Below are 23032 nucleotides of genomic sequence, written 5' to 3'. Positions count from 1 at the left end.
TTGTACAGGGAGGGCTTCCTACTCTCCTAGAGGGACTGGATAGTGGCTAGTGGAGTCGAGGTGTTCTTCTACCCGGAGAGCGTAGCGCTCATAGGAGCCTCCGGCAAGCCGGGAGCCTTCAGCCACGAGATGCTACGCAACCTGGCTAGATCCTACAAGGGGCGTCTCTATGCAGTGAATCCAAAATACAGGGAGATACTCGGGATCCCAAGCTATCCATCGATACAAGAGATCCCGGATGAGATCGACCTGGTGGTGATAGCGGTTAGAGCGGAGCGGGTCCCCCATGCCCTACAAGAGGCTGGTGAGAAGGGCGTCAAGGGCGCAGTCATAGTCGCAGGAGGGTTCGCCGAGACTGGCGAAGAGGGTGCGAAGCTCCAGGAGGAGGTGGCGTCCATAGCCCAGAGATACGGTATACGCGTTGTAGGCCCTAACTGTATAGGTATCTATAACGCCGTCAACGGGCTCGACACGTTCTTCTTACCGCCGGAGAAGATGAGGAGGCCCCCAAGGGGATATATAGCAGTGGTGAGCCAGAGCGGAGCCTTCCTAACCACCATGATGGACTGGCTCGCCGCCGAATCCGTGGGTATAGTAAAGGCGATAAACATAGGCAACAAGGTTGACGTGGACGAGGCCGAGGTGATAGAATACTATGCATCACAGGAATACGTGAAAGCGATAATGGTATACATAGAAGGGGTTAACCCGGGCCGGGGCAGGCCTCTCGTCGAATCCATAAGAAAGGCGAGGGAAGAGGGGAAAAAGGTAGTCGTGTTGAAGGGAGGAAAGACTAGCTACGGCTCCAGAGCCGCGAGGAGCCATACAGCGGCACTAGCTGGAGACTACCAGGTCTTCTCAACCGCCATAAGAGAGGCTGGAGCGGTAGAAGCCCGGAACCCCACGGAGTTCGTGGACTCAGCGAAAGCACTGGCCAGTATAGGCCATCTACGCGCTGGGAAGCGAGTGCTCGTGTTGACCAATGCTGGAGGGCCAGGCGTGTTAGCGACAGATGAGCTGGCGTCAAGGGGCCTCGAAGCTCCTCGACCACCGGAGAGAGTGCGTGAGAGACTTAGAAGGGTCCTCCCTCCCATTGTATCACTCGAAAACCCGATAGATTTGACGGGCCAAGCCACAGACGACGACTACAAGATCGTCCTGGACACGGTGTTGGAGAATGACGACTGGTTCGACTCGATGGTGATAATAGCTCCTGTACAACCAGCAACCATGACCATAAAGGTCGCCGATATAATCGCGGACGCCATATGGAGGTCGAAGAAGGCCGGAGTCGTAATGACCATAGGAGCCGAGTACGGGGACCTAGTGAAGGAATACCTGGATTCGAGGGGGATACCAACCTATCCCCTGCCAGACAGGGCATCAGCCGCACTCCACTCCCTAGTAGAGGCTTCAAGGGAGCTATGTCCGCTACCAGAGCCCGGTAAGCCTCCAAGGGAAGCCTTAGCCATAGTCGAGAAAGCCAAGGCCGAGGGCAGGACAAAGCTACTAGAGCACGAGGCACTACGGATACTGCAACTCTACGGTATAGAAGTGGCCAGGTACTGTCTGGCTACCACTCCCGGCGAGGCAGCGGAGTGCGCGTCTCGTCTGGGAGAGAGGATCGTGGCCAAGGTGGTCTCACCCGACATAATCCACAAAAGCGATGTCGGAGGCGTTATAATCGGCGTAAACAAGAGCGAAGCTGTAGAGGCGTTTAAAGCTATAGTAGAGAACGTCCAGGCTAGGGTCCCCGGCGCGCGGATAACCGGAGTCCTATTCCAAGACCAGGCCCGGCCCGGCCTAGAGGTCATCATAGGCGGGAGGAGGGACCCCGCATTTGGCCCTATAGTACTCTTCGGCCTAGGGGGAGTAATGGTTGAGGTCCTAAGAGACTTTGCACTGGGATTAGCACCAGCGAGCAGATGCCAGGCCTCACGCATGATAGAATCCATTAGGGCCAGGAAACTACTGGAGGGTTATCGTGGAAGTGGGCCCAAGGACAAGGAGTCTCTAGCCAGACACATAGTTGTGGTGTCACGGATCATAAGCGAGATACCAGGTATCGCCGAGATCGATGTCAATCCCGTCATATTGTATGAGAAGGGCTCGGTCGCTGTCGATGCTAGAATAATGTTAGAATAAAGTTGGGATAATAGTGATAGAGGCCGAGAGGACCCTTAGCCTTTGACTACTTGTTCACCGCCTTCAACCCGTCTTCATAGCCCTTCCTCAACACCTTAATGTTGGACTCGGGGTTCCTCACCCTCTCCCTGATGGACTTCTCTAGGGCGTCAAGCGTCACGATGCCGTTGTAGCCGTGTACGGCCAACCCAAATCCTATCAGATACATGTTGGCGGCTCGGGGATTGCCCAGCGCCTGGGCCTCTCCAACCGCGTTAACGGGGTATACCTGTACATCGGCCTTCTCAAGTTCTTCTAGAACCTCCACGAGCGTCGGTACCTTAACATCCGGCAGTGGTGGCGGTATGATCCTCATATCGACTATCGCAATGGCACCCCTCCTAAGGTATTCGAGGTATCGAAGGGTCTCCGTAGCTTCCAGGGAGAGGAGTACGTCACCGCTACCCTTCATGATCAAGGGTGCCTCGGCGTCTCCAAGGCGCACGTGCACTATTACGGTTCCGCCCCTTTGGCTCAATCCGTGGGTTTCGGCCACTATGGCATTGTAGCCGTCCCTCACGGCTGCGTCGGCGAGGACTGTGGCCATCGTTATTATACCCTGCCCGCCTATCCCGGCCAGGACAATGTCCAGCAATCTACCGTTGCCCTCCACTCTGCTCACCTCGGCTTAGCCTCCCTCATGATACCTAGCCACTCCTTACTGGGCTCTTCCTGGGGCTTGAAGGCGTCGAAGGGGCATATCTGGACGCATTCGCCGCATCCAGTACAGAGAAGCGGGTCTATAGTAGCCTTCCCATTGTCCTTGGCGTAGATCGCGGGGCAGTTGAAGGCTCTATAGCAGAGTCCGCATCCCGTGCACTTCTCCTCGTCAACATAGTAGGTGGGGTATCTTACTCCCATGCTCCTGGCGTTGGCTATGGCTACTAGTATGCATGCACCCCTGGCAACAACCATGGCCGGCTTCTTCTCCCTCTTCACGTACTCCAGGGCGTCGTAGAATATCTGCTCCTGGGTTTTGATGTCGAACGCGTCTGAGACGACCGCGTATTCTATTCCCATAGCCTCGGCGATTCTTATGGGGTCGAGTTCCACGGTCTCCTCGCCGGAAGCAGTCAATCCTACGCCCGGATGGGGCTGGTGGCCTGTCATGGCTGTGGTCCTGTTGTCGAGTACCACTATCAGCATGGGCGCCTTGTTGTAGATAGCGTTAGCCAGCCCTGGTAGGCCCGCGTGGAAGAAGGTGCTATCGCCTATTATCGCTATGGGAACCTGGTCTTCGACCACATGGGCCATCCCGTTAGCCAGGCCTATGCTACCGCCCATCTCCACGATAGTGTCCTGCATCTGGAAGGGGGGCAGCACGCCTAGGCTGTAGCATCCTATGTCTCCGTTATAGATGGGCCTGACTCTTGCCTTGCCTACAGCCCTCCGGAGGGCGTAGAAAACTGCCCTGTAGGGGCATCCTGGGCAAAGGGCTGGCGGCCTAGGTGGAGCCTTTAGATCCACCTTAGGAGGCTCGGGTAGCGTGTACTGCATGCCAAGGAACTTTGCTAGGCCCGGCAATACCTTCTCAAGGGTGAGCTCCCCTATCCTGGTTATGTGGCCTCCACCCTTTCCTCCGACTTTAACCCTTAGATCCTCGTCGTAGAAGATGTTCTTGGCGAGGGTCTCTACTACGGGCTCGCCTTCTTCCACGAAGAACACGCGTTCCTTCCCGGCTGCCTCCTGGAGGAGGAGCTTGGAGGGTACTGGGATGGACGCCGTTATCTTGAGTAGCCTCACCCTGTCTAACAGGCCCAGCCTGGCTAGGGCTTCCTTGGCGAATCTGTAACCGAGGCCTACTCCCACGATGAGCGTGTCGGAGTCGGAGGGTCCCTCTCCCCTGTTGAGGGGGTGGCTGGATAGTCTCTCGGCGATCTCCTCCCACTTCTCGACTAGCTCAACTCTAAGTCTCCTGGCGTGGGCTGGAACCAGCGTTGTCCTCTCGATCTCCTTCTTGAACTTGCCTTTGGAACTCAGCCCTCCGTAGTTTATCTCTCCCGTGTAGACCGGGACCCTGGTGTGCCCTACCCTCGTCGACGTCCTGAGTATGACTGGGTGCTTGAACTCCTCGCTGAGCTTGAACGCCTCTATCGTCGCCGTCTTCGCCTCCTGGGCTCCCGCTGGCTCGACGACAGGTATATACGCGTGGACCCCATACCACCGGTTATCCTGCTCGTTCTGACTGCTATGCATGCCCGGATCATCTGCTGAGACAATTACAAAGCCAGCCCTAACCCCTGTGTAGGCGCTGCTGAAGAGGGGGTCCGCGGCCACGTTAACGCCTACGTGCTTCATAGCCGTGAGGGCTGGTACACCCGCTAGCGCAGCGCCGTATGCTCCTTCGAGTGCTACCTTCTCGTTGGTACTCCACTCTACATAGGGCATCTTAAGCTTCCGAGCCGCGTATGAGAGTGCCTCCACAATCTCGGTGGAAGGCGTCCCAGGGTATGCGGATGCATATCCTATACCATATTCCAGGGCTCCCCGGGCTATCGCCACGTTACCCAGCATTAAGACGCGTTTCCCGGGCTCTGCGAGGACCTCCTTGTGGGGCAAGAGTATCTCCTCCCAGGGACTGGTGTTGGGATAAGGGTATAACAGTCTTGGCCAATACGTGGTTTGATAGTGGTCTCTATAAATAAGGGCTCGTCCACGACTACCATCACCGGTGAGCGTAGAGATGAGGAGACACGTATACGTCCTACTATTACTTGTACCATTGCTCGCAGGGTCCGTAGCCTCAGCGGCTCTTCCAGGAGATAACAGCACTAGTGTGGGCAACATAGTCGGAGCGGCGGCCAGCAACCCTAGGATGGCTGCTACGATACTAATAGAATTCCTCCTCGGGGTAGCGCTAGGCTACATAGGCGTCAAGGCGATCAAGTACATCCTAGCATTCATCGGGATACTCCTCCTAGGAAGCGCGCTATCGGCCTGGAGCCTAGGCAGCAATCCAGAGGAACTAGCAAAAACCCTGGGAATGGAGTTAAAAGACCTACTGCCAGTGTTGAAGCAATTCGTGCTAGCTGTCGGCGTAACCATAGTCGGCCCCTCAGCGCTAGGCGTGCTCGTAGGCGTAATCCTAGCAATGATAAGACAGTAGAGGGTCCCTCAACTTTAACAAGCCTGCCTCTAACAAGCTACTCGATAGCATTGTCTCCGGACTCGTAGGCTAGAGGAACGTCCTAGGGGACCGGGTTTTTAATGCAGCGCTAGGGGATGATAAGGCGTTAGCCTTATGGTGCGGGGGGCGGGATTTGAACCCGCGCAGGCCTACGCCATCGGGTCCTCAGCCCGACCTGACGCTAACGCGTCAACATAATAGTGGTATTCTAAGTAATAACGGAAGTCATGGAGTTTTGAAGCAAGAGCTGGGCTCGGGGCTTTCTCAAAAAGACCTAGCAGGCTTCTACAAGTGGTGCACGCAGCACGCAAGCGGGAAAGTATGCAGCGGCTACCTATCATACCTACAGAAGCCATTGAACCCAGAGAATAGATGGAGTATAACCGCCTGGAAGAGATACTGGAAATACAAGTGCGAGGTAAGGCATGACAAGAAGGCATGTGAAAAATTCAAGGAGATAAAGAGTAAGAGGAGCAAGAGCGACCTCTACATACCAAGCGACCAAGAAGTAAGGGAAAGCATAGAAAGGGCAGAGCAACCATTCAACACAGTCTTCTGGGTACTGGCACAGTCTGGCCTCAGGCTAACCGAAGCCGCATATCTCCTATCAAGGATAGAAGAGGTAAGGATAGTAGAGTTAGACGGATTCCTCAGGGCAGAGCTAAGCCTAGAGAGGGGGACAAAGAAGGCATTCTGGGCCTACCTAACCGAGAAACCGCCGAGGATACTAGTCGATGCAAAGACAGTCTCAGACTATGCAAGAGAGAACAAGCTACTAGCACCGAAATACTATAGGAAGTGGGTAGCCCAGAAGCTATCTAGTATGGGCTGCGACCTAGACACTATAGACTTCATACAGGGTAGAACACCGAGTCGAATCCTAACAAAACACTACGTAGAGCTCACGGCCAGAGCCGACAACTGCTATCGCAGGTATGCAGCTTGGCTTAGGGAGTGGCTTGGTGGGGGGCGGGGGTAATGTACAGGCCAAAGAAGTATGATAGAACGATAACTTTGAGAGTTCCAAGCCAACTACTGGAGAAAGTTGCATACTACGCTGAGAGAGACGGCTACAAGACTCTAAGCGATTTAGTGCGTGATTTATTACAGCACTATGTTCTTGTCTCTGAGAGATATAGCATTAAAGTGAATAAGCAAGAGCGTGCTGCGGCACTCACATCACTTTTCCGTAGACTTGCTAAGACGTAATACTTTGCAATACATTTTCTATTTAGTTATCGCTAATCTGTATTACTTTTGTATTACTAATATATATTAATGATAGAATTCATTATTCTATGCCACAGAGGTGGGTCTCGTGGCACGCCTCAGGCTCAGGTATATGAGTAAAAAGAACAAGATGTTGTTCGAGATCGGGATCGGCTTAGTCTTGATAATCATATTCCTCGGCTTCTTGAACGCTGTAACGACGACGAAAGCGACGCCTGTGTTAACAACTGAGGATCTCTGGGAGCATGCGAACACAACAATTATAGGGCTCATGTATGTGAATGCGAGCGACACGAGTCAGTCGACATACAAGTATTATAGTCTAGCTGATGTAGCCACATACTATGACGGTTATCTCTACATTTCTATTCCGAGGCTGGATGGCTTCGTTCTAAGGACGTTCTCGTTGTTCAACATGACTGGTGCAGACGTGGTTACGGGGCGGTATATAGTCGAGCACGGTGCAAACAAGATGTACATCTACATGGAGCCGATAAATAGTACGGCTGTCACATTCATGCCAACGTGGCGCGTCGGCAGGCTGTATCTCTTTGTTGATACCGGAAACGGTAAAATATGGCCGTGGGAAGACACGGCATTGATTAAAATAACTTCTACGGAGACAACGAGTACAGCGAACGATACTGAGAAGTGGAGAAAGCTCTGGCCGGATAATGGCACAGTGAATAGAGAGATTGATGTTGACTTGGCAAGCGTTGCAATCAAGATAACAGGAAAAGGCGACAACATTATAGGTATCGCACGGTTTATGGGCGATATACAAAACTTAGACGGATTAAAAGTAAAAATTGCGATATACGCTGTGAGCGAGAAACCGGTTCTTAGCGCTATAACAGAGCCCGTCTACTCTGTGATTGCGACACTTTATACCGGGATACTAGCAGTCGCCAGGAGAGTCAAGCAGTATGCTACGACATTGTTTGGCGGGTTCTTCACGCACTTCAGCCTGACGGCGTTAATCGGCGACCCCGTGGTCGCTTTGCTGCTAACAGTCGTGTTCATCACGATAGTCTTCGTGACAATGAAGAAACGATAACTTACGCCACGCGGGTGAGGCCAAATTGCTACAAATGCTTCGTGGCCGAGCAGCGCCGACGCTGATACTAGGAGTAGTGCTACTGCTAACAGTGCTAGACTACGTTAAACCAGGCCTGCTGGGCGACTTCAGCAATCTTGCGAGGTTGACAATCGGCGTTTTAGCGGCTGCTTCAGGCGTTTACATCATATACAATGCAATGCAGACACGCTCGAAAGCAGACGATTTCATAGCAACATTCTTCGCATTGATGTTATTCGCTGTCGCGGCGTATTTCGGCTTCGGCTTCGATGTCACAGGCACGATGTCATCATTATTCGAGATGTTCAAGGCGCTCGTCCCATTCCTAATCGCTGCCGCCAGCGCGCTTACTGGCGTAGTCATGCTAAGCAAACGCGACAACATAGCGAGAGGGATCGGCATTGTACTAATGATAGTGGCGTTATGGCTCCTGGTGAGGGCGGTTTGAACCGCAGAACACTCCTCATATTTTTTCTATTCATCAAGTTATTGGCACTAGCAACTGTTGCAGTCACTGCAAACGCCTGGGAGCCGCCTTCGTGGCGGCCTATCGGCATGAACGAGGTATTCGAATGCGAGAACGTCACATACAACGACCAGTACGTTTTCTATGGCGGTTACGTCCTCGCGGGCAGAACATATTATATTAGTATTAACCCGGATCAGAATACTGATTTGGATCTCTACCTCTACGACAATAATGGAAACCTGATAAACCAGAGCACGACAAGCGGATACGATGCCGCCGAGCAGATAAAGTTCACGGCGGCATACGACGGGTATTATTACTTCAAGGTACAGTATGTTGACGGCGATAGTGACGTCGGCTATTTCTCGATTTCATTGACTGATTCGTTGTATTGGCCGCCCGAGCCAGACCCCGACAATTGTAGCAATAATGGCGGCGGCGATGATGACGATGACTGCGACGTGGACTGCGACCCGCCGTTTTCATGCCCGGATTTACCAATAGCACACGACATTTGTTGCGCGTTGGCTGGAGTGTATTGCAACACGGTCGGCGTCATAGAAAAAATTACAGACGCCATTAACTCGCTGAAGAACGCGATAGTAGACACGTTCAACAGCATAGTCAACGGGATAAAGAACTTCTTCGGGGCGATAAAAGACGCGATAGTCGGCTTCGCGTCTGGGATCGTCAACGCGATCAAGTCTATAGTAAACGGTGTGAGGGATATCATACTCGGGATAGCAGAGGGGATACGCTCGTTCTTCGTCGCACTCGCAGACGGTATCAATTCATTCATCAACGCGATAGCTCAGATCGTGAAGAACGCTGTAGGCGGGGTCATATACTTCTTCGAGCAGGCGATAGAAGCGTTCATCAACGCGATCGAGACGCTGTTGAACAGCATAAGCAGCGGGCTAGGCGACACGATCGGAGCATGGCTCAGCGACAACGGAGTACTAACGCTGGGTCTAGCATTAACAGTGATAGGACTTCTAATGGGAGCAATGCCGCTGACAGGACTAGGAGTAATCCTGGTAGTAGCTGGGCTCATTCAGAGAGGCACATTAGAGTGGTGGATGCTGGCGGCTGGCGCAGCAGTATTGTTGATTGCGGCTGGGGTGGCTAGGAGATGACCCCAGCACAAATCATAAACAACATAATAGAATACTTCAAACAATTGACTAGTGACTGGACGCAACTCCAATGGGCTCTTCTGCTGGCGGGTATTGTAGTGGCTGTCTATGCAGTATTCAAAGCGTTGAGAGCGAGTCGAATCGGCAGCTATAAGCTATGGATGATGACGTTTAAAATCGGCTTCAGCCTGGTAGTGCTAGCTTTCGCCTGGCCCTACGCCCTGGACTTATACAACACGGCGGTGGAGCTCACGGGCTCCCCGATCTATGGTTTTTTAAGCATTATTCTTGGAGTGTTTTTTGGATATAATGTTATGAAAGCTGTTCTCAGGGGGAAGAAGAATGTCTAGGCGTATTCGTTGGAAGAAAATTCGTTGGGGCTCCCTGACCAGGTGGCTCAAGCGCCACAGGAAAGAGATAGCGAGGAAGTATGGCGACCCCTTCATATCCAAACGCGGAAAGATAGTAGAGATAAACGACCGAGTACTCCGTAAACTAGCCAAGGACGAGAAGTTTCTACGCAGGCTTGCTGGGAGTCATTGGAAGAAAATTTTGAAGAAAATACAGTTTAAACTTAATGTTCTAAGAGGGTGATCGTAGATGGTATTCGGTGGAAAGAAACAGGATCGCGTAATCATACAAGAGGATGAGGCTACGAAGAGAGCTAAGCTGATCGCTGAGGCCATGACTAATATTGACTTGCTGGAGAAGTATGCGAGTGCGTTCATAAGCGTCAACATAGAGTTCTGGCATCGCATAAAGAACGATGCAAACATACCAGACGATCTAAAGTATGATGTCTGGAAGCACTCTACAAGCGAGTTTTGGGAGACGGTGCGGAGCGGCGGCATATTCACAATGACAGAGACCGTGAAACACGTAGGTAGAATCATAAGAGACGCTATAATGAAGGCGCTTGAAGAGGCGGATTAGCGATGCCCCCAAACCCCAAACTTTTTTCTTTTATAAAAAAGCTACTGAAGATTGTAGGGTATATTGTCCTGGCGCTCATGGTGGTCTTCATGATCCTCGTATCACTATGTATAGTGGCGCATGGAGCCACAGTCAAGCAACAACCCGAGCCCACGCTTGTCATGCCAGACAATACGACTGTGTTCGTTCTATTCAAGTTTGGGGCCTGGGTGAGGGTCGCATACAATAATTCTCAAGCGGTGGCTCCTATTATGGTGTATGCATACTCGCGGACAGGGCTGCCAGTAGAGTTCTATGATAACTATAATCACACGGCTAGCGCTCAATGGGGCCTGGCATTAAACGTCAGCAAGCTAGACGTAAACAAGCCATACAAGCTCATAGTCAAATACCGCGGAGAAACCTACACGCTAAACTTCAAAATAGTAAAGGAGATAAAGGAGAAGGAGCGGCCAACTGGCGTAGTCTCGTTAGACAAATTCAAAGAATTCTTGGACAAAGAGGCACAGTATGCTGCTTTCTTAGCTGCGGTTGCTATTGCGGCTGCGGTGGCTGTCAAGCGGAAGACGTTGTTGCTTAGAACATTCAATATATTGAATATATTGATAGTTAGTAGTTTTGGTTCGCTGATATGGATAGTTGCTCCGAGAGCAGAGCACTCGCAATGGCTAGCAGCACCATTCACGCTAAGCTATCTAATAGCTTACTCGGCTGTACCAGCTGGGCGTAAAGTGTATTTGATCAAGATAATCCCCTCGCTCAGAAAGGTCCTCTGGGAGAGAGCAATACTCTATAGGACTGCCGAGGGGATGCTCGCATACGCGAAGCAATCAGTAACCGAGGCATTCAAACGCATACTAGGCAGCCACATTATACTAAAAGATGCAGAACTCAACCGGCTAGGAGAAATAAGCAACGATAAATTCTGGACAGTCGAAGATGTCGAGTTCTACGAGAAATCAGAAGGCCTCTTGGTCATTGATGCACAGCTAACGAAAGAAAGAATACCAGGCAAAACGAATGAGGTGAGCCTCTATGAGTGAAGTCTCAGGAACGATAAAGAAGACCACAGCGAAAGTCAAAGAAAAGGTACGGGAAAAGATCGAACCCAAGGCGAAGAAGATACGCGTATTGAGGATTTGGGCTCTCGGCCCTAGAGACGCTGAATCATTAATCAAATGGATGAAGGAAGGCGGAATGATTGAGGAGTTGCTTAAAGAAAACATGGAATTGAGGTCAAAGTATGTGAACCTAGAGGCGAGGCTAACGATTCTGGCTGATCGTGTCGCTGTGCAAAAGCTATCTCGTATTTTCAGGGCTGCGCGTGAGGTGATTGAGAGTGAGGGAGAGGATTGATATCAGTTCGGATATAGGTGTGCTCATCGCCCAGCTCAAGAGGCTAGCTGCTAGCAGGCTTGGTAAGCAGCTTGGCCTGGGACCGCTTGTCTTCGTAGAACCACGGCTTGCCCAAGCCCTGATAGATATTGACAGCGCGGTCAAGACTTGGGGTGACAAGGAGCTAAGCGAGGAGTGGGACGCGTTGAAGAGGCGTGTGCTGCGGAAAGCGGCCCTGACAGGGGTCAGGAAGCTAAGCGAGCAGTCAATGCTATTCATAGCTGCTGCAGGCAGGGAGAGGGGAGAGGAATGGGAAGACTAAGTCTGTTCGGTTCTTCGAGAAGTAGGTCAGTCGAGTACAATATTGTTCGAGGCAATGGATGGAGACTGTTAAGAGACAAGATTGATGAAGCGATACATGAAGATGGGTTTTTGTTTGTCTTGATTATAGGTGAGCGTGGAAAGGGCAAGTCAACGCTTGCATTGAATGTCCTTAACTGGATATATGGTGGAGATGCTGGCAGGGTCAAGCGTGCTACTATCTTTACGATCGATGATTATGACTCGATAGTGAACAAGCAGGATAACTTGTTATCAGGGGGAGACGGGCGGATCAAGGCGCTCTTGTGGGATGACATGGGGCTCCACTTCTCTACGTACCAGTGGTTTATACCGCATCTTAGACAGCGGATGACTGAGTTCATCGAGAACTTCCAGAGCGTGCGCGAGGACATAGCGGTTCTGATCGGCACGGTAGTAGAGGCCGATATGCTTCCGCCGAAAATGCGTGGGACGGCAAACTACATGGTTGATTGCGTGAGGAGAGGCAAGGCCAAGCTCTTCGGATACAAGCGCTACCTCTGGTTCAAGACATGGAAGGTCAAGGGGGAGCTTGAATGGACAAAGGCTGATCCTAATCTCTATAGTTATTATAAGAAGATGAAGAAGAAGGCGCATAGAGCGAAAGAGAAGGCCAGAATCGCTAGCCGGACGAAGCTAGCAAAGATATACGCGGATCTACTGAAGTCTCTGAGCAGGGTAGACGTCGAACTCCTATACGGCCTGGGGATAGTCGATAAGGACAACGAGCTAACGCCCTTTGGAGAATACGTGCTCGCGAAGGCCGGGCTTGTGCTTGAGGATCTCCTCGTAGGGGGTGTGGTTTGAACGAGCGGGAGCTCTTCGAGCTCAAACTAGCAGTCATGGTGGATTGCAGGGCTGGAGTGAGTGAGGCTTGCGAGGCCGAGAAGCTGCTTGAGCGGTTAGAGCGTCTGCTGGCGAGGCTACTCCTTTCTAAATAGTTTTTTGAGTTCGCTCAGGGGTTTTCCTATCTTCTTTGCGATGTCGAAGAGTGTTATCACTTCCTTGGCGGTCTCCTTGTCTTCTGTGTAGAGCGTCCATAGCGTGTTGAAGTCCTTCTTTATCGCCTCGATCTCTTCCTGCTTGTCGAATACTATGATGTGCTCGATGTTGTGCCACATCCCGTTCTGCGTGAAGTTAGCGCTGCCGACCGCAGCACCCCTGTCCCATACGTACATCTTGACGTGCAAGTACTTCTCCCTGATAACGCCTAGCTCCATGTTGACTGGAGTCCAAGACTTCCTGAAGAAAGCCAGCTTGGGCGGCTTCAGGGCATCAAGCAAGATCTTAAGCGACTCCTGGTGGCTCTTCTCGCTGTCATCACTAGTCAAGACCTTGACTTCTACGCCACTCTCAGCTTTCTCCACGAGCTTCCGAGCATATTCTGGGCTGATCCAGCGGGAAACCACGTAAACGTATTTCTCGGCGAGGAAGAGATCATTTATAAAATGGGCTCCCACACCCCGACCAGCATACGAACGCAAAAATGCCACCCTGTATTTATATTCGACCCGGCTTTATTTCTCTCTTTCTCTCCCTCTCTCCGGACATCCCCGGGCCAGGTTCAAAAACTATAGTAAGATTAGGGCGGAGATGGAGTATGGCGTGCAGGCGTACGCAACTACTAGCATTCCTGTTGAAGCTCAAGCGTCTGATGAAGTGCGATCAGGATAAATCGATAATAGACGTCTACATAGCAAGGCTGGAAGAAATAGTATCCGAGGAGATAGACCTAGAACTATGGCGCTAACCTGCTTATGTTTCTCTCTCTTTCTCTCTCAGAATTTTCCAGCACTGTAGCAACTTCTTAGCAACCTCAACACCTTTTTGAGTTAGTCTTGGCGGTTCTCCTCTTGCGTATCTAATTAATCCGTCGAGTACACCTTCCTTTACAAGAGCCATGTAGTTTCCACCTAGCACCTCTCTCAGAATTCCGGCGATCGAGAGTTCCTTCTTTGCGTTTGTATAATGATATTCATATTCATATTTGTAGAGTAGTATTATTAATTTTGCATATGGTCTTAAAAATTTGTTTTCTTTTAATTCATATAACTCCTGAAGCTGTGATTGCGTCAGTACTTTCCACCACTTCATCTCATTGTCACCGATTCCCAATACGTTTTCCGATTCGGAGAAAGAAAGAGAGAAAGAAATATAAGGCCTCTTATCCTATATAGTATCCTGGATCCCAAATCGGAATTGGGATCCCGAATTGGAACAGGTGAGATCCCGTGTACGTGGTTGAAAGACGTAAGAGGTTGGCTCGTGTCGTCTCCCACGTGGTAGAGAGAAAGAGAGAGAAACTAGCTAAGTTAGCTCAAATGGCGGGATACAGCTACAAACACTTCAGATATGCTATACTACCCGAAATCCTAGCATTGTCAGACTGTCTAAGTTACGACAAAGAGAACGATGAACTAGTCTACATCTGCGAAGACATGCTGACTCCTGGGGAGCGGGCGGTTCTTGAGGCTAGGCCTGTTGAGGGGTGATTCTTCGATGACTCTTAGGAATACTAGTGATGTTGTCGGGGTTGCTAGGCGGGCTGTCGAGTATATCCAGGAGCAGAGGGCTAAGAGAGCGTTCAACATACTCGTTAGAGAATTAGAGCGGCTCGAAGAGATCGCGGCTGTCTGGCGACTCCAAAAATATGCAAAAGAAGGGAAGCTAACTATAAGGCCTTTCAGGGAGCCCTATTGGGAGATAATAGTCGAAGGCAGGAATGAAGCCTACCTAATACACTATAATGACGAGAGGCTTGTCCTAGCGAAGCGCAACGGCAAGTTCCTAGAGCCATTCCTCGGCAAGCTACGGGCAAGAGAGCCAGCGTATCGTGACTGCGAGGGATCAGGATGTCCTCACTAGCTAGGTGATTCGTGATGCCCTGGTTTAGGTGTCGGAATAAGCGGGAGCAGAGGATCGTTGTCGCCCGGGACATCAGGCAAGCCGAGTACATCTCAAAGGAGTATCTCGATCTGCCTTACGCCGAATGCCAGCCGTACGAGATCCAGCCGAGAAAAAAGAAGCCAGTGGGGGTGAAGACAAAGTGGTAGCGCGTATCCTTGATTCTATCAAGGAGCTCGTAAAGCAGTACGAGCGTAGGAATTACGATGTGATATATGCGCATCACTTGGATAGGCCTGTATGGGTTGCCCTCGAAGAGAAGGGTATCCCAGAGTCGATACTCAACAATGAATTCGTGTTGATCGGGGAACTAGTTCATAGGGGCTTGGCTAGCGTCGTCTTCAAGGCGGATCCCGTCTGTAAGAGGATCCAGCTTAAGCCGTGGATCGTCGAGGAACTTGATGAACGCGTCAGGGATAGATGGGTACGCGACGACAGACACCCGTATGTGGTTGTCTGCGGCAACGCTGATGGAATGATTCCGTACGACCAGAGACTTGTCCCAGTCGAGTTGAAGACTACCAGGAGAAGCGGCGGATATCCACCTGAATGGTTCACTAGATCAGAGCTCTACGCATGGCTCTACAATGCCCCGGTAACATTACTAGCGATCTTGAATCTAAAGGACGCCTTTGAGGTCGATTACTACGTGAAGAACCCGGGAGACATTGTCATAACAGCTAGGGTAGTTGACTGGCTTCGCGGCAAGTGGCCGCAAGCAACATCAAGGATAGACGACTTCGTCAAGGTGGTCGAGCTATGAGGGTTGTATCGTTCAAGGCGGATGAGCTCACTATCGAGATCCTGGAAAACTATGCCAGGGAGTATGGTAAGAGTAAGTCGCAGCTGATACGCGAAGCACTATCACGCTACATTGCAGAGCTCTCAGGCCGAAACAAGATCTACATCACCCGCCGCGTACGGGTGTACTAGCCGTGCTTAGCGTGGACGAACTCAAGCAACGGTATAATGCTGATTGGGTTAAATCCAATGCTAGGGAGCACTTCGTATTATTATTTCTTAAAGTGTATCTGCCGCCTGTGTTTGAGCCACGGCTTTCTGGGTTGGGCGCGGGGAGTTCTGAGTATATTCCGCGTTCTTATCGGGGTGCTGGGGAAGCCTTCGACATCACGATATACTTTAACGGTTTGCCACTTGCTTATGTCGAGGTCACGGGCCTCGACTATGATAAGAGGCCTAAGAAGGGCCTGGGCTATTGTGTGGGAGAGTGGAAGATCGACAAGGCATACAAGCACAGGCTACAGGATAGGACTTGGGTAGCCTATGTTTTAGAGACTCAGAGCCGCATACTATGGGCCCCGATAACAAAGTTCCTTACAAGCCTGGCAAAGCCAGGCAAACTATACGAGGATGAACGACCGCACAGATGCCTACCGATACAGAAGTGGCACTCTACAAGCCAGACTGGAAGACTGGCCCAATCCCATTCCTCAACTGGCTAACGGCAAAGGCAGCCATAGATGGTCAAGTGGTTGTTAGGGGGCCTGTGAGGGGGTGAACCATGCAGGTAATCCACCAGGTTGAGGTCCAGCGGAAAGGCGGCCCCTGCGCGGCTTATCCGTCTAGCTGCATTGTTAGGGATTTACTGAATGAGGCTGGGCTACTCAAGCCATTCGAGCCTCTAAAAGTGTTGGACCTAACATATGGCCAGGGCATATTTTATTACAGTATACGGAGCAGGGTACGCGTCTATGCATTTGATATTAGACTGTTGAACTGGATAGTAAAGCCATACATGTTCTATGAGAAGAGCTGCGAGCACTGGAAACGTGTCGGACTTGAGTCCGAGGCATTCGATCTAGTGGTTGTGGACCCACCATTCAGCCCATACAATAGGGGCTGGGAGAAACGAGGCCACTACAGGGATAACGGCAGCATAGCGCTCTGTATGTACGAGGCGCTTAAGGCGTCTGAACACTTCAATGTTCCATTATTGGTCCACTTCTTCTGGAAGACTATACCGTACGGCTACCGAGTAATTGCGGAAACCTGGTTCCAGGGTTGGAGCAGGCTAAGCAAGATGCCACGCCCCACATGGTTTGGAATCCTTGAGAGGGGGTGAACGTGATGGCTAGGGTTTACATTAGCGCGGCGTGGCGGTGGGACCCCGAGGAACCACTACCCTACGCGGATATTGGTAGATTGCTATTCGCTGTACTAAAACACGCAAAGAAGATAATAGTGCATGACGCTGATTTAGACGGCTTCGCAGTGACAGTTATTACCAGTAATCCTGAGCGTCTAATTAATAAATTAGATGTAATTAGGTTAGAGAAAGTAAAGATTTACGTTGGTAGGGGTGGTTGAGTGATGGTTAGAGTTAGGATTACTTGTCGTGGATATAGTGATGACAAGGAGAGGCGGATTACTATTAACGCAGATATGCCTGCTGACAAGTGGACTCTAATAGCCTACACGATAATGCGGTTTTTCGTGTCGAAGTCTAGCCCACTGGTTGACTTGGATTTCGATATGTTGGAGTGCGATGCATGGTGTGAGGGTAAGAAGTGCAGTAATCGCAAGGACTGGGTTAAACAAGCGAGAAATGCCGAGAAAATTATTAAAAATAAACCCACATGGTAGGGGGTGGCTGACTGGTGCCGTTAGAATGCGTATGTCGTGAAAAATATAGCGATGAAGGTATCTTTGGCTGTTGCGATTGCAGCCAGGAAGAGCATGATAGATTACAGAAAGAGTGTGAGAGGGATTGGAATGGCTGGTGGGACTGCTACTTTGTTAGCAGCTGCGAGGAGTGGGAAGACATAGACCCTGACGACTGCGACGACCTAGACGAGGAACTAGACTGCTACTAGCCTGCTACTAGCTGGGGGTGGTGGGGCGTGAAACCCAGCAGCAAGCCTAGGCTTCAAAGGTTTTTTGAAGCCCGTTACTCGGGCGTTTTTGAAGCCGTCTCCTCAGGCGGGGGTGGTGTTATTTGGGCGTAGACTTGATAGAGTGTTTCCTCGATAAGGCTTCAAACCAGGGCTTCAACATGTATGCATTCGTTAAAACTGTTAAACAAAACGGTAAACTATACAGGTATCTCGTAATAGAAGCATACGATCCAGTAACCAAACGTAAGAAGGTCTTACTACACCTCAGCTTCAGGAAAATCCTAGAGACATTCAAAGATGAAGTAGATGATAAGGCGTTAGCCTTATGGTGCGGGGGGCGGGATTTGAACCCGCGCAGGCCTACGCCATCGGGTCCTCAGCCCGACCCCTTTGGCCAGGCTCGGGCACCCCCGCCCAACACAACCATTTGTATCTCAACCGCGCTCCTGTAGGACTTAAACCTTTACCTTGCATCCCACACTTAGGGGGTCTCCTAGTTTTTTAACCTGTTAGTGCTGGCCATGTTACAGGCGAGTGCTGGCTGGTGCCTGGCTTAACGGGCTACGGTGAAGTAGTGTGGGCGTACTGGATGCTCTAGCAGCCATTGCAGATAGGTTCCCGACCGTGGAGAAGCCTGTGCCCCGTCCAAGCCTCTACAGGAGACTAGCCTGGACCGGCATTATACTGGTCCTATATCTTGTGATGGCGAACATACCCCTCTACGGGATACCCGCTCAGGCTACGGAGACTCGTGTCTCTCTGCAGAGGATTATCTTCGCCAGCAGCGCTGGCAGCTTGATGGAGCTGGGCATAGGCCCCATAGTCACTGCCGGCTTGATACTACAGGTATTGGTTGGAGCTAAACTCATAGATATCGACTTAAACGACCCCGAGGCCAGGAAGAAGTTCACGGCCGCCCAGAAGAGCCTAGCCATCCTCTTCGCTATCTTCGAGGCAACCATGTACGTGATAGGTGAGAAGTACTGGGTTGGAAGCGGTATACACCCCAGCTGGACGACAAAGATACTAGTCATCACACAGCTGTCCTTCGCCGCATTCCTAGTCCAGCTCTTCGACGAGATGCTCCAGAAGGGCTGGGGTATCGGTAGCGCGATAAGTCTCTTCATACTCTCCGGCGTAGCATACCAGGTCTTCTGGAGCCTCCTAGGCTACGTGCCCAGAATAGCAGAGACTTACGGGTTCATTCCGGCCTTACTCAAGGAGAGGAGTCTCATATTAATCGCCAGGCCCAACGGCTATCCGGACTTAACAGGCCTGCTGGCTACAATCGCTATAATACTGTTCCTAGTGTATGTCCAGGCCATGAGGGTAGAGATACCCGTTACCTCGGCTAGGCTCAGGGGTATAAGGACGAGGGTCCCCCTCCAATTCATGTATGTGACAAACATACCAATCCTACTCGTAGGCATACTAGTCTCGGACCTCCAACTCTTCAACGGGATAATACAGAACCTAGCAGGACCCGGTAGCAAATGGGCCCACTACTACTCGACAATGGTCCACTACGTGTCGCCCCCGAGAGGTATAATCCCGGCTCTATCGGACCCGCTACGCACGCTAGTATTCGCGGTTTCATGGACGATAATGGCCGTATTGTTCGGCTACATGTGGGTCGAGCTAGCAGGGTTAAACCCCTCAGACCAGGCCGAGAGGCTCGTCAAGAGCGGGATGGAGGTCCCTGGCATGAGGAGGAACCCCAGGATACTGGAGGGCATACTGGCAAAGTACATCTACCCGCTGACCCTCCTCTCAAGCCTGATAGTAGCGGCCATCGCCATAGCGGCCGATATATTCGGCGCCTATGGAACCGGGACAGGTATACTGCTCGCTGTCGGAATTATTAACCAGTACTACACAATGATATCATACGAGAGAGCGCTGGAGACCTACCCGCTGCTCCGCAAGCTACTGGGAGAAGGGTGAGCTCCCGTGAGGCATCCCTTCAGGGTAGTCATTGTAACGGGGGTCCCCGGGGTAGGGAAGACCACGGTCATAAAACACCTACAGGACCTCGCCGCCAAGGAATCCCTAAAGGTCGAGGTAGTTAACTTCGGCTCATTCATGCTAGACTATGCAGTGAAGGAGGGCATCATAGAGGACAGGGACAAGATAAGGACCCTGCCCCTTAGGAAGCAACTCGAACTCCAGGAGAAGGCCGCCAAGGCCATAATAGAATATGCCAGGGAGAAGCTGGGGAGCGACGGCTTCCTAATAATAGATACCCATGCGCTGGTGCGTACTGTTGCCGGCTATTGGCCCGGCCTGCCAAGGCATGTGATAGACCAGCTGAAGCCCGACATGATAGTGATAGTAGAGGCTGAGCCGGAGATCGTCGCGGCGAGACAGGCTAGGGACAGGACCCGTTACAGAGCTGATTTCGGAGGCGCGGAAGGGGTTAGAAGGCTGATGGAGTACGCCAGGGCAGCTGGATTCGCCAGCGCTGTCTTCTACGCGTCAACCGTGGCTATAATACAGAACAGGGAGGGCGAGGCCGTAGAAGCTGCCCGCGAGCTACTCGGTTACATGAGGAACCTGTGAGGTAGCGGTGTTGAACCCCTACCCCCTCCTAATCCTGATAATACCCCTTGTACTCGCCCTTTCAACCGCGACACTCTACAGGAGCATATACCCCTATGAAAGAGTGAAGGCAGCGGTTGACAAAATAGCCGAATACCGGGCCTTAAGGAAGCAGGCCGCTTCAAGTAAGAGGCTTATGAAAAAGCTGAGGTCGATCGAGCCCGAGTACAGGAGGGCGAAACGCATAGTCACTCGGAGCATTATATTGAAGATGGTACTGCTGCTGGTTGCGTATATGCTCGGCAGCCTCCTGGTACTCCTCTATATCCCAGCGATACCAGCTCCCTTTAACTTACCGCCTCTAACAATGGAGGGGGATGGCGCCTACTACGTGTTCTCACCTATACTCTACTTCCTAGTCTACATCCTAGTGTTCCTCGTGTTCCGGGATACATTCTTATAATCACTCCGGTTCCACCTCCAACCAAAGGGGTGCCGGATCATGGTCAGGCCCGCCTATAGGAGCAGGAGCCTAAGAAGGGCCAAGAAAAGGACTCCGGGGGGCAGGACCGTGATCCGCTATGAGAAGAGGAAGCCAGGCCCTGCCAGGTGCGCTAGATGCGGTAGACCCCTTGCAGGGGTCCCGAGGCTCAGACCCAGCGTGCTCGGAAAATTCAGCAAGTCTTCGAAGAGGCCTGAGAGGCCGTACGGTGGTGTGCTTTGCCCGAATTGTCTTGCAGAGCTCCTACGAGAGTCGATAATAAGAGCCCAGTCATAGTGGTCTCCGGTCCACCGGGCTCCGGGAAGTCCACTTACGCCCGACTCCTCTCACAGGATTTCTGCCTACGCTACACTACAACCGGCAGCATCTTCAGGAGAATGGCCGAGGAAAGGGGGCTGTCTCTAGAGGAGTTAAGCAGGCTAGCTGAGAGGGACCCCTCTATAGACCTGCTTATTGACAGGACTACGTTGGAGCTCGCATCGAAGGGGGGATATGTTATAGATAGCCACCTGGCGGCATGGGTTCTATCCGATATAGCAGATGTCAGCATTCTAGTCACAGCACCCTTCCCTATCCGGGTAGAGCGGATTGCCAAGCGAGAAGAGCGTCCTATGGCAGATGTTATAGTAGAGACTGGTGCAAGAGAGGCCAGCCAATGGGAAAGGTTCGATAGATATTATGGATACGATACGACCCTCCACTCGTCCTTCGATATAATAGTTGATACCTCCGTCTTGGGGATCGATGAGGTCTATAGTGTGATAAAGACCTTTGTCCTCTACAAGCTAAAGGGGCTAGGCTATAGGCTCGATAGAGATTCCATTTAAATAGGCTCAGCCCCTGCCCCGAGATTAGGGTGTCGGTATAATGGCAGCGATCGAGGTGGGCAGGATCTGCGTTAAGGTATACGGCCGTGAAGCTGGCAGGAAGTGCGTCATTGTAGACATAATAGACGAGAACTACGTCCTCATAACAGGGCCAAAACAGTTGACCGGGGTCAGGAGGAGGAGAGCCAACATCGATCATATCGAACCCCTAGACAAGAAGATAGAGGTAAGCAAGGGGGCTAGCGACGAGGAAGTCCTCGACGCCCTAGCTAAAGCTGGTCTCACAGAGTTCATGAGAGAGAGGGTAAAGCCAGCCCCCGCAATATAGCTAAAACCCGTCTACCATTCTTTCGAAACAAACACTCCTAGGCGTTGAAACCTCTTAAAGCCCCTGTTACACCGCGTGGATCCTTGGTGTCTGGGTTTGGCTGAAGACGTGACTGCTAAGGGAAGGGAGTTCATAAGATCTCTCGACGAATTCTGCGGGTTTAACAGAGAGTGGCTTGTGAAGATAGACGAGCCAACCGACCCGAAGTACGGGTTCGTGCCTTACGAGAGGCCCTTGGAAAAATACATAGAGTATGGAGTGATAAACCTAGATAAGCCTCCGGGCCCGACGAGCCATGAAGTAGTGGCCTGGATAAAGCGGATGTTCGGCGTAGAGCGGGCGGGACACGGAGGGACCCTAGAGCCCTGTTAACCCTCTGAGCGGGGGTTAAGGGCGGGGATACCCTAAGGTTACAGGTGTCCTGCCCGTAGCTCTACAGCGCATGACGAGAGTGGTGGGCAGCGTCATCCACAGTGACAAGGAGTACATCTGTGTCATGCAGCTCCACAAGCCTGTAGACGAGGATAGGCTTAGAGAGGTAATCGGGGAGTTCGTGGGCACGATATACCAGAGGCCACCATTGAGGAGTAGCGTGAAGAGGGCTCTCAGGAAGAAGAGAGTCTATAAGATCGATCTAATCGAGTACACCGGCAAATACGGTCTCCTCCACATATGGTCGGAGGCCGGAACCTATATGAGAAAGATATGCTGGGACATAGGGCTCGTGCTAGGCGTGGGAGCCCACATGAGGGAGCTCAGGAGAATACGCACAGGACCCTTCCACGAGGACCGCAACCTAGTTTGGATGCAGCATATCGCCGAGGCCCTGCTAAGGTATAGGGAGGAGTCAAAGGAGGACCTGCTTAGGAAATACGTACTGCCAGGAGAGTATTCTATATGCCATCTGCCCAAGGTGGTTGTTAGAGATAGTGCGGTTGAGAGCATAGTCCATGGCGCGATGCTCGCGGTCCCCGGCGTAGCTAGACTGCACAGCGGGATAAAGAGGGGTGATACCGTCGCGCTGCTGTCCCTGAAGGGCGAGTTAATAGGGCTGGCTAGAGCCGAGATGTCGAGCGATGAGGTCATGAGTGCTGAGAGGGGGATCGCGTTTAAGCCTCTACGCGTGATAATGGAGCCCGGGCTCTATCCGAGGATGTGGAGGTCTAAGTCTGCTAGTGGGGAGGCTCCGAGCGCGTGACGCGGTTAGTGCGTCTAGCCAGACTATT

38 protein-coding genes and 1 tRNA gene are annotated in these 23032 nt (G+C 51.6%); 34 read left to right on the top strand and 5 right to left on the bottom strand.

Translation table 11 applies throughout. The features are described from left to right. The first annotated feature begins 42 nt into the window (after positions 1-42). Positions 43-2145 carry an acetate--CoA ligase family protein gene (locus F7C38_06920; protein ID MCE4601277.1) on the top strand — a complete coding sequence of 701 codons (2103 nt, stop codon included), beginning with the start codon at positions 43-45 and terminating at the stop codon, positions 2143-2145. Between the two features lie 46 nt (positions 2146-2191). On the opposite strand, the gene F7C38_06915 is transcribed toward F7C38_06920, so the two are convergent. Beyond that, positions 2192-2806, bottom strand: a complete 615-nt coding sequence (locus tag F7C38_06915; protein MCE4601276.1) for an indolepyruvate oxidoreductase subunit beta — start codon at positions 2804-2806, stop codon at positions 2192-2194. Then, positions 2803-4743, bottom strand: coding sequence for an indolepyruvate ferredoxin oxidoreductase subunit alpha (gene iorA / locus F7C38_06910; GenBank protein MCE4601275.1), 1941 nt, complete (start codon positions 4741-4743; stop codon positions 2803-2805). Before iorA ends, F7C38_06915 begins: the two co-directional genes overlap by 4 nt. A gap of 124 nt (positions 4744-4867) precedes the next feature. Here iorA and F7C38_06905 point away from each other — a divergent pair, with 124 nt between their 5' ends. The 14 genes from F7C38_06905 (at position 4868) to F7C38_06840 (ending at position 12793) form a co-directional block, all read left to right on the top strand. Beyond that, positions 4868-5290 carry a hypothetical protein gene (locus tag F7C38_06905; GenBank protein ID MCE4601274.1) on the top strand — a complete coding sequence of 141 codons (423 nt, stop codon included), beginning with the start codon at positions 4868-4870 and terminating at the stop codon, positions 5288-5290. 256 nt (positions 5291-5546) lie between these two features. Then, positions 5547-6290 carry a hypothetical protein gene (locus F7C38_06900; protein MCE4601273.1) on the top strand — a complete coding sequence of 248 codons (744 nt, stop codon included), beginning with the start codon at positions 5547-5549 and terminating at the stop codon, positions 6288-6290. Next, on the top strand, positions 6290-6520 hold the full coding sequence (locus tag F7C38_06895) for a ribbon-helix-helix domain-containing protein (protein ID MCE4601272.1): 231 nt from the start codon (positions 6290-6292) through the stop codon (positions 6518-6520). Before F7C38_06900 ends, F7C38_06895 begins: the two co-directional genes overlap by 1 nt. 109 nt (positions 6521-6629) lie before the next feature. After that, the gene (locus tag F7C38_06890) at positions 6630-7598 is read left to right on the top strand and encodes a hypothetical protein (GenBank protein ID MCE4601271.1); all 969 of its coding nucleotides are present in this window, start codon (positions 6630-6632) and stop codon (positions 7596-7598) included. Between the two features lie 25 nt (positions 7599-7623). Continuing rightward, the gene (locus F7C38_06885) at positions 7624-8067 is read left to right on the top strand and encodes a hypothetical protein (protein MCE4601270.1); all 444 of its coding nucleotides are present in this window, start codon (positions 7624-7626) and stop codon (positions 8065-8067) included. After that, the gene (locus F7C38_06880; protein ID MCE4601269.1) at positions 8064-9224 is read left to right on the top strand and encodes a pre-peptidase C-terminal domain-containing protein; all 1161 of its coding nucleotides are present in this window, start codon (positions 8064-8066) and stop codon (positions 9222-9224) included. The genes F7C38_06885 and F7C38_06880 overlap by 4 nt, the downstream gene beginning before the upstream one ends. Beyond that, entirely contained in the window at positions 9221-9574 is a 354-nt protein-coding gene (locus F7C38_06875) for a hypothetical protein (GenBank protein ID MCE4601268.1), read from the top strand. The genes F7C38_06880 and F7C38_06875 overlap by 4 nt, the downstream gene beginning before the upstream one ends. Further along, positions 9567-9818, top strand: a complete 252-nt coding sequence (locus F7C38_06870; protein ID MCE4601267.1) for a hypothetical protein — start codon at positions 9567-9569, stop codon at positions 9816-9818. The genes F7C38_06875 and F7C38_06870 overlap by 8 nt, the downstream gene beginning before the upstream one ends. Positions 9819-9824: 6 nt before the next feature. Beyond that, the gene (locus F7C38_06865) at positions 9825-10157 is read left to right on the top strand and encodes a hypothetical protein (protein MCE4601266.1); all 333 of its coding nucleotides are present in this window, start codon (positions 9825-9827) and stop codon (positions 10155-10157) included. Between the two features lie 2 nt (positions 10158-10159). Continuing rightward, positions 10160-11200 (top strand): hypothetical protein, encoded by a 1041-nt coding sequence (locus F7C38_06860; GenBank protein MCE4601265.1) that lies wholly within the window; start codon positions 10160-10162, stop codon positions 11198-11200. After that, positions 11193-11513 (top strand): hypothetical protein, encoded by a 321-nt coding sequence (locus F7C38_06855; protein MCE4601264.1) that lies wholly within the window; start codon positions 11193-11195, stop codon positions 11511-11513. Before F7C38_06860 ends, F7C38_06855 begins: the two co-directional genes overlap by 8 nt. After that, a complete protein-coding gene (locus tag F7C38_06850) occupies positions 11497-11814 on the top strand; it encodes a hypothetical protein (GenBank protein MCE4601263.1) in 318 nt (105 codons plus the stop codon). The genes F7C38_06855 and F7C38_06850 overlap by 17 nt, the downstream gene beginning before the upstream one ends. Then, positions 11802-12659 (top strand): hypothetical protein, encoded by an 858-nt coding sequence (locus F7C38_06845; GenBank protein ID MCE4601262.1) that lies wholly within the window; start codon positions 11802-11804, stop codon positions 12657-12659. The genes F7C38_06850 and F7C38_06845 overlap by 13 nt, the downstream gene beginning before the upstream one ends. Beyond that, a complete protein-coding gene (locus F7C38_06840) occupies positions 12656-12793 on the top strand; it encodes a hypothetical protein (GenBank protein MCE4601261.1) in 138 nt (45 codons plus the stop codon). The genes F7C38_06845 and F7C38_06840 overlap by 4 nt, the downstream gene beginning before the upstream one ends. Here F7C38_06840 and F7C38_06835 read toward each other — a convergent pair. Continuing rightward, on the bottom strand, positions 12776-13336 hold the full coding sequence (locus F7C38_06835; GenBank protein ID MCE4601260.1) for a phospholipase D-like domain-containing protein: 561 nt from the start codon (positions 13334-13336) through the stop codon (positions 12776-12778). The genes F7C38_06840 and F7C38_06835 overlap by 18 nt on opposite strands. Before the next feature lie 116 nt (positions 13337-13452). Here F7C38_06835 and F7C38_06830 point away from each other — a divergent pair, with 116 nt between their 5' ends. Further along, on the top strand, positions 13453-13602 hold the full coding sequence (locus tag F7C38_06830) for a hypothetical protein (protein ID MCE4601259.1): 150 nt from the start codon (positions 13453-13455) through the stop codon (positions 13600-13602). A 5-nt stretch (positions 13603-13607) separates the two neighbouring features. On the opposite strand, the gene F7C38_06825 is transcribed toward F7C38_06830, so the two are convergent. Beyond that, the gene (locus F7C38_06825) at positions 13608-13946 is read right to left on the bottom strand and encodes a hypothetical protein (protein MCE4601258.1); all 339 of its coding nucleotides are present in this window, start codon (positions 13944-13946) and stop codon (positions 13608-13610) included. A 137-nt stretch (positions 13947-14083) separates the two neighbouring features. Between F7C38_06825 and F7C38_06820 the strand changes: the two genes are divergently transcribed. The 10 genes from F7C38_06820 to F7C38_06775 all read left to right on the top strand — a co-directional run bounded on the left by F7C38_06820 (position 14084) and on the right by F7C38_06775 (position 17590). Beyond that, positions 14084-14344, top strand: coding sequence for a hypothetical protein (locus F7C38_06820; GenBank protein MCE4601257.1), 261 nt, complete (start codon positions 14084-14086; stop codon positions 14342-14344). Positions 14345-14351: 7 nt separating this feature from the next. Further along, positions 14352-14717 carry a hypothetical protein gene (locus F7C38_06815; GenBank protein ID MCE4601256.1) on the top strand — a complete coding sequence of 122 codons (366 nt, stop codon included), beginning with the start codon at positions 14352-14354 and terminating at the stop codon, positions 14715-14717. Positions 14718-14731: 14 nt separating this feature from the next. Next, on the top strand, positions 14732-14905 hold the full coding sequence (locus tag F7C38_06810) for a hypothetical protein (GenBank protein ID MCE4601255.1): 174 nt from the start codon (positions 14732-14734) through the stop codon (positions 14903-14905). Beyond that, positions 14899-15519, top strand: coding sequence for a hypothetical protein (locus tag F7C38_06805; protein MCE4601254.1), 621 nt, complete (start codon positions 14899-14901; stop codon positions 15517-15519). The genes F7C38_06810 and F7C38_06805 overlap by 7 nt, the downstream gene beginning before the upstream one ends. Beyond that, positions 15516-15689, top strand: coding sequence for a ribbon-helix-helix protein, CopG family (locus F7C38_06800; GenBank protein ID MCE4601253.1), 174 nt, complete (start codon positions 15516-15518; stop codon positions 15687-15689). The genes F7C38_06805 and F7C38_06800 overlap by 4 nt, the downstream gene beginning before the upstream one ends. 215 nt (positions 15690-15904) lie before the next feature. Beyond that, entirely contained in the window at positions 15905-16219 is a 315-nt protein-coding gene (locus F7C38_06795; protein ID MCE4601252.1) for a hypothetical protein, read from the top strand. A 59-nt stretch (positions 16220-16278) separates the two neighbouring features. Next, on the top strand, positions 16279-16839 hold the full coding sequence (locus F7C38_06790; GenBank protein ID MCE4601251.1) for a hypothetical protein: 561 nt from the start codon (positions 16279-16281) through the stop codon (positions 16837-16839). Between the two features lie 5 nt (positions 16840-16844). Then, positions 16845-17084, top strand: a complete 240-nt coding sequence (locus F7C38_06785; GenBank protein ID MCE4601250.1) for a hypothetical protein — start codon at positions 16845-16847, stop codon at positions 17082-17084. Between the two features lie 3 nt (positions 17085-17087). Then, positions 17088-17360 carry a hypothetical protein gene (locus tag F7C38_06780; protein ID MCE4601249.1) on the top strand — a complete coding sequence of 91 codons (273 nt, stop codon included), beginning with the start codon at positions 17088-17090 and terminating at the stop codon, positions 17358-17360. A gap of 14 nt (positions 17361-17374) precedes the next feature. After that, positions 17375-17590, top strand: coding sequence for a hypothetical protein (locus F7C38_06775; GenBank protein ID MCE4601248.1), 216 nt, complete (start codon positions 17375-17377; stop codon positions 17588-17590). Between the two features lie 347 nt (positions 17591-17937). Here the strand turns inward: F7C38_06775 and F7C38_06770 are convergent. Further along, a tRNA-Leu gene (locus F7C38_06770) sits at positions 17938-18025 on the bottom strand. 162 nt (positions 18026-18187) lie between these two features. On the opposite strand from F7C38_06770, the gene secY reads away from it, so the two are divergent. The 8 genes from secY to F7C38_06730 all read left to right on the top strand — a co-directional run bounded on the left by secY (position 18188) and on the right by F7C38_06730 (position 23004). Beyond that, entirely contained in the window at positions 18188-19555 is a 1368-nt protein-coding gene (gene secY, locus F7C38_06765) for a preprotein translocase subunit SecY (GenBank protein MCE4601247.1), read from the top strand. A gap of 6 nt (positions 19556-19561) precedes the next feature. Beyond that, on the top strand, positions 19562-20170 hold the full coding sequence (locus tag F7C38_06760) for an adenylate kinase (protein ID MCE4601246.1): 609 nt from the start codon (positions 19562-19564) through the stop codon (positions 20168-20170). A 10-nt stretch (positions 20171-20180) separates the two neighbouring features. Next, positions 20181-20612, top strand: coding sequence for a hypothetical protein (locus tag F7C38_06755; protein MCE4601245.1), 432 nt, complete (start codon positions 20181-20183; stop codon positions 20610-20612). Positions 20613-20651: 39 nt separating this feature from the next. After that, positions 20652-20927, top strand: coding sequence for a 50S ribosomal protein L34e (locus tag F7C38_06750; protein MCE4601244.1), 276 nt, complete (start codon positions 20652-20654; stop codon positions 20925-20927). Continuing rightward, complete coding sequence (locus F7C38_06745; GenBank protein MCE4601243.1) at positions 20870-21478, top strand: AAA family ATPase; 609 nt, start codon at positions 20870-20872, stop codon at positions 21476-21478. Before F7C38_06750 ends, F7C38_06745 begins: the two co-directional genes overlap by 58 nt. Positions 21479-21518: 40 nt before the next feature. After that, positions 21519-21806, top strand: coding sequence for a 50S ribosomal protein L14e (locus F7C38_06740; protein MCE4601242.1), 288 nt, complete (start codon positions 21519-21521; stop codon positions 21804-21806). 96 nt (positions 21807-21902) lie between these two features. After that, on the top strand, positions 21903-22178 hold the full coding sequence (locus F7C38_06735) for a tRNA pseudouridine synthase A (GenBank protein MCE4601241.1): 276 nt from the start codon (positions 21903-21905) through the stop codon (positions 22176-22178). Between the two features lie 70 nt (positions 22179-22248). Further along, positions 22249-23004, top strand: coding sequence for an RNA-guided pseudouridylation complex pseudouridine synthase subunit Cbf5 (locus F7C38_06730; protein MCE4601240.1), 756 nt, complete (start codon positions 22249-22251; stop codon positions 23002-23004). The last annotated feature ends 28 nt before the right edge of the window (positions 23005-23032 follow it).

Origin of the sequence: Candidatus Thermodiscus eudorianus, from assembly GCA_015521085.1 — an archaeon.
Lineage (GTDB): Archaea > Thermoproteota > Thermoprotei_A > Sulfolobales > Acidilobaceae > Thermodiscus > Thermodiscus eudorianus.
Note: the sequence above shows the minus strand (reverse complement) of the source record. Positions and strands in the feature narration are given on the sequence as shown.

Coding starts and splice junctions, on each gene's coding strand:
- F7C38_06865 (MCE4601266.1), top strand. CDS start 9,825: ATGGTATTCGGTGGAAAGAAACAGGATCGCGTAATCATACAAGAGGAT.
- F7C38_06815 (MCE4601256.1), top strand. CDS start 14,352: ATGACTCTTAGGAATACTAGTGATGTTGTCGGGGTTGCTAGGCGGGCT.
- F7C38_06895 (MCE4601272.1), top strand. CDS start 6,290: ATGTACAGGCCAAAGAAGTATGATAGAACGATAACTTTGAGAGTTCCA.
- F7C38_06825 (MCE4601258.1), bottom strand. CDS start 13,946: ATGAAGTGGTGGAAAGTACTGACGCAATCACAGCTTCAGGAGTTATAT.
- F7C38_06875 (MCE4601268.1), top strand. CDS start 9,221: ATGACCCCAGCACAAATCATAAACAACATAATAGAATACTTCAAACAA.
- F7C38_06905 (MCE4601274.1), top strand. CDS start 4,868: ATGAGGAGACACGTATACGTCCTACTATTACTTGTACCATTGCTCGCA.
- F7C38_06845 (MCE4601262.1), top strand. CDS start 11,802: ATGGGAAGACTAAGTCTGTTCGGTTCTTCGAGAAGTAGGTCAGTCGAG.
- F7C38_06860 (MCE4601265.1), top strand. CDS start 10,160: ATGCCCCCAAACCCCAAACTTTTTTCTTTTATAAAAAAGCTACTGAAG.
- F7C38_06830 (MCE4601259.1), top strand. CDS start 13,453: ATGGCGTGCAGGCGTACGCAACTACTAGCATTCCTGTTGAAGCTCAAG.
- F7C38_06740 (MCE4601242.1), top strand. CDS start 21,519: ATGGCAGCGATCGAGGTGGGCAGGATCTGCGTTAAGGTATACGGCCGT.
- F7C38_06750 (MCE4601244.1), top strand. CDS start 20,652: ATGGTCAGGCCCGCCTATAGGAGCAGGAGCCTAAGAAGGGCCAAGAAA.
- F7C38_06790 (MCE4601251.1), top strand. CDS start 16,279: ATGCAGGTAATCCACCAGGTTGAGGTCCAGCGGAAAGGCGGCCCCTGC.
- F7C38_06810 (MCE4601255.1), top strand. CDS start 14,732: ATGCCCTGGTTTAGGTGTCGGAATAAGCGGGAGCAGAGGATCGTTGTC.
- F7C38_06785 (MCE4601250.1), top strand. CDS start 16,845: ATGGCTAGGGTTTACATTAGCGCGGCGTGGCGGTGGGACCCCGAGGAA.
- F7C38_06855 (MCE4601264.1), top strand. CDS start 11,193: ATGAGTGAAGTCTCAGGAACGATAAAGAAGACCACAGCGAAAGTCAAA.
- F7C38_06870 (MCE4601267.1), top strand. CDS start 9,567: ATGTCTAGGCGTATTCGTTGGAAGAAAATTCGTTGGGGCTCCCTGACC.
- F7C38_06780 (MCE4601249.1), top strand. CDS start 17,088: ATGGTTAGAGTTAGGATTACTTGTCGTGGATATAGTGATGACAAGGAG.
- F7C38_06800 (MCE4601253.1), top strand. CDS start 15,516: ATGAGGGTTGTATCGTTCAAGGCGGATGAGCTCACTATCGAGATCCTG.
- F7C38_06730 (MCE4601240.1), top strand. CDS start 22,249: ATGACGAGAGTGGTGGGCAGCGTCATCCACAGTGACAAGGAGTACATC.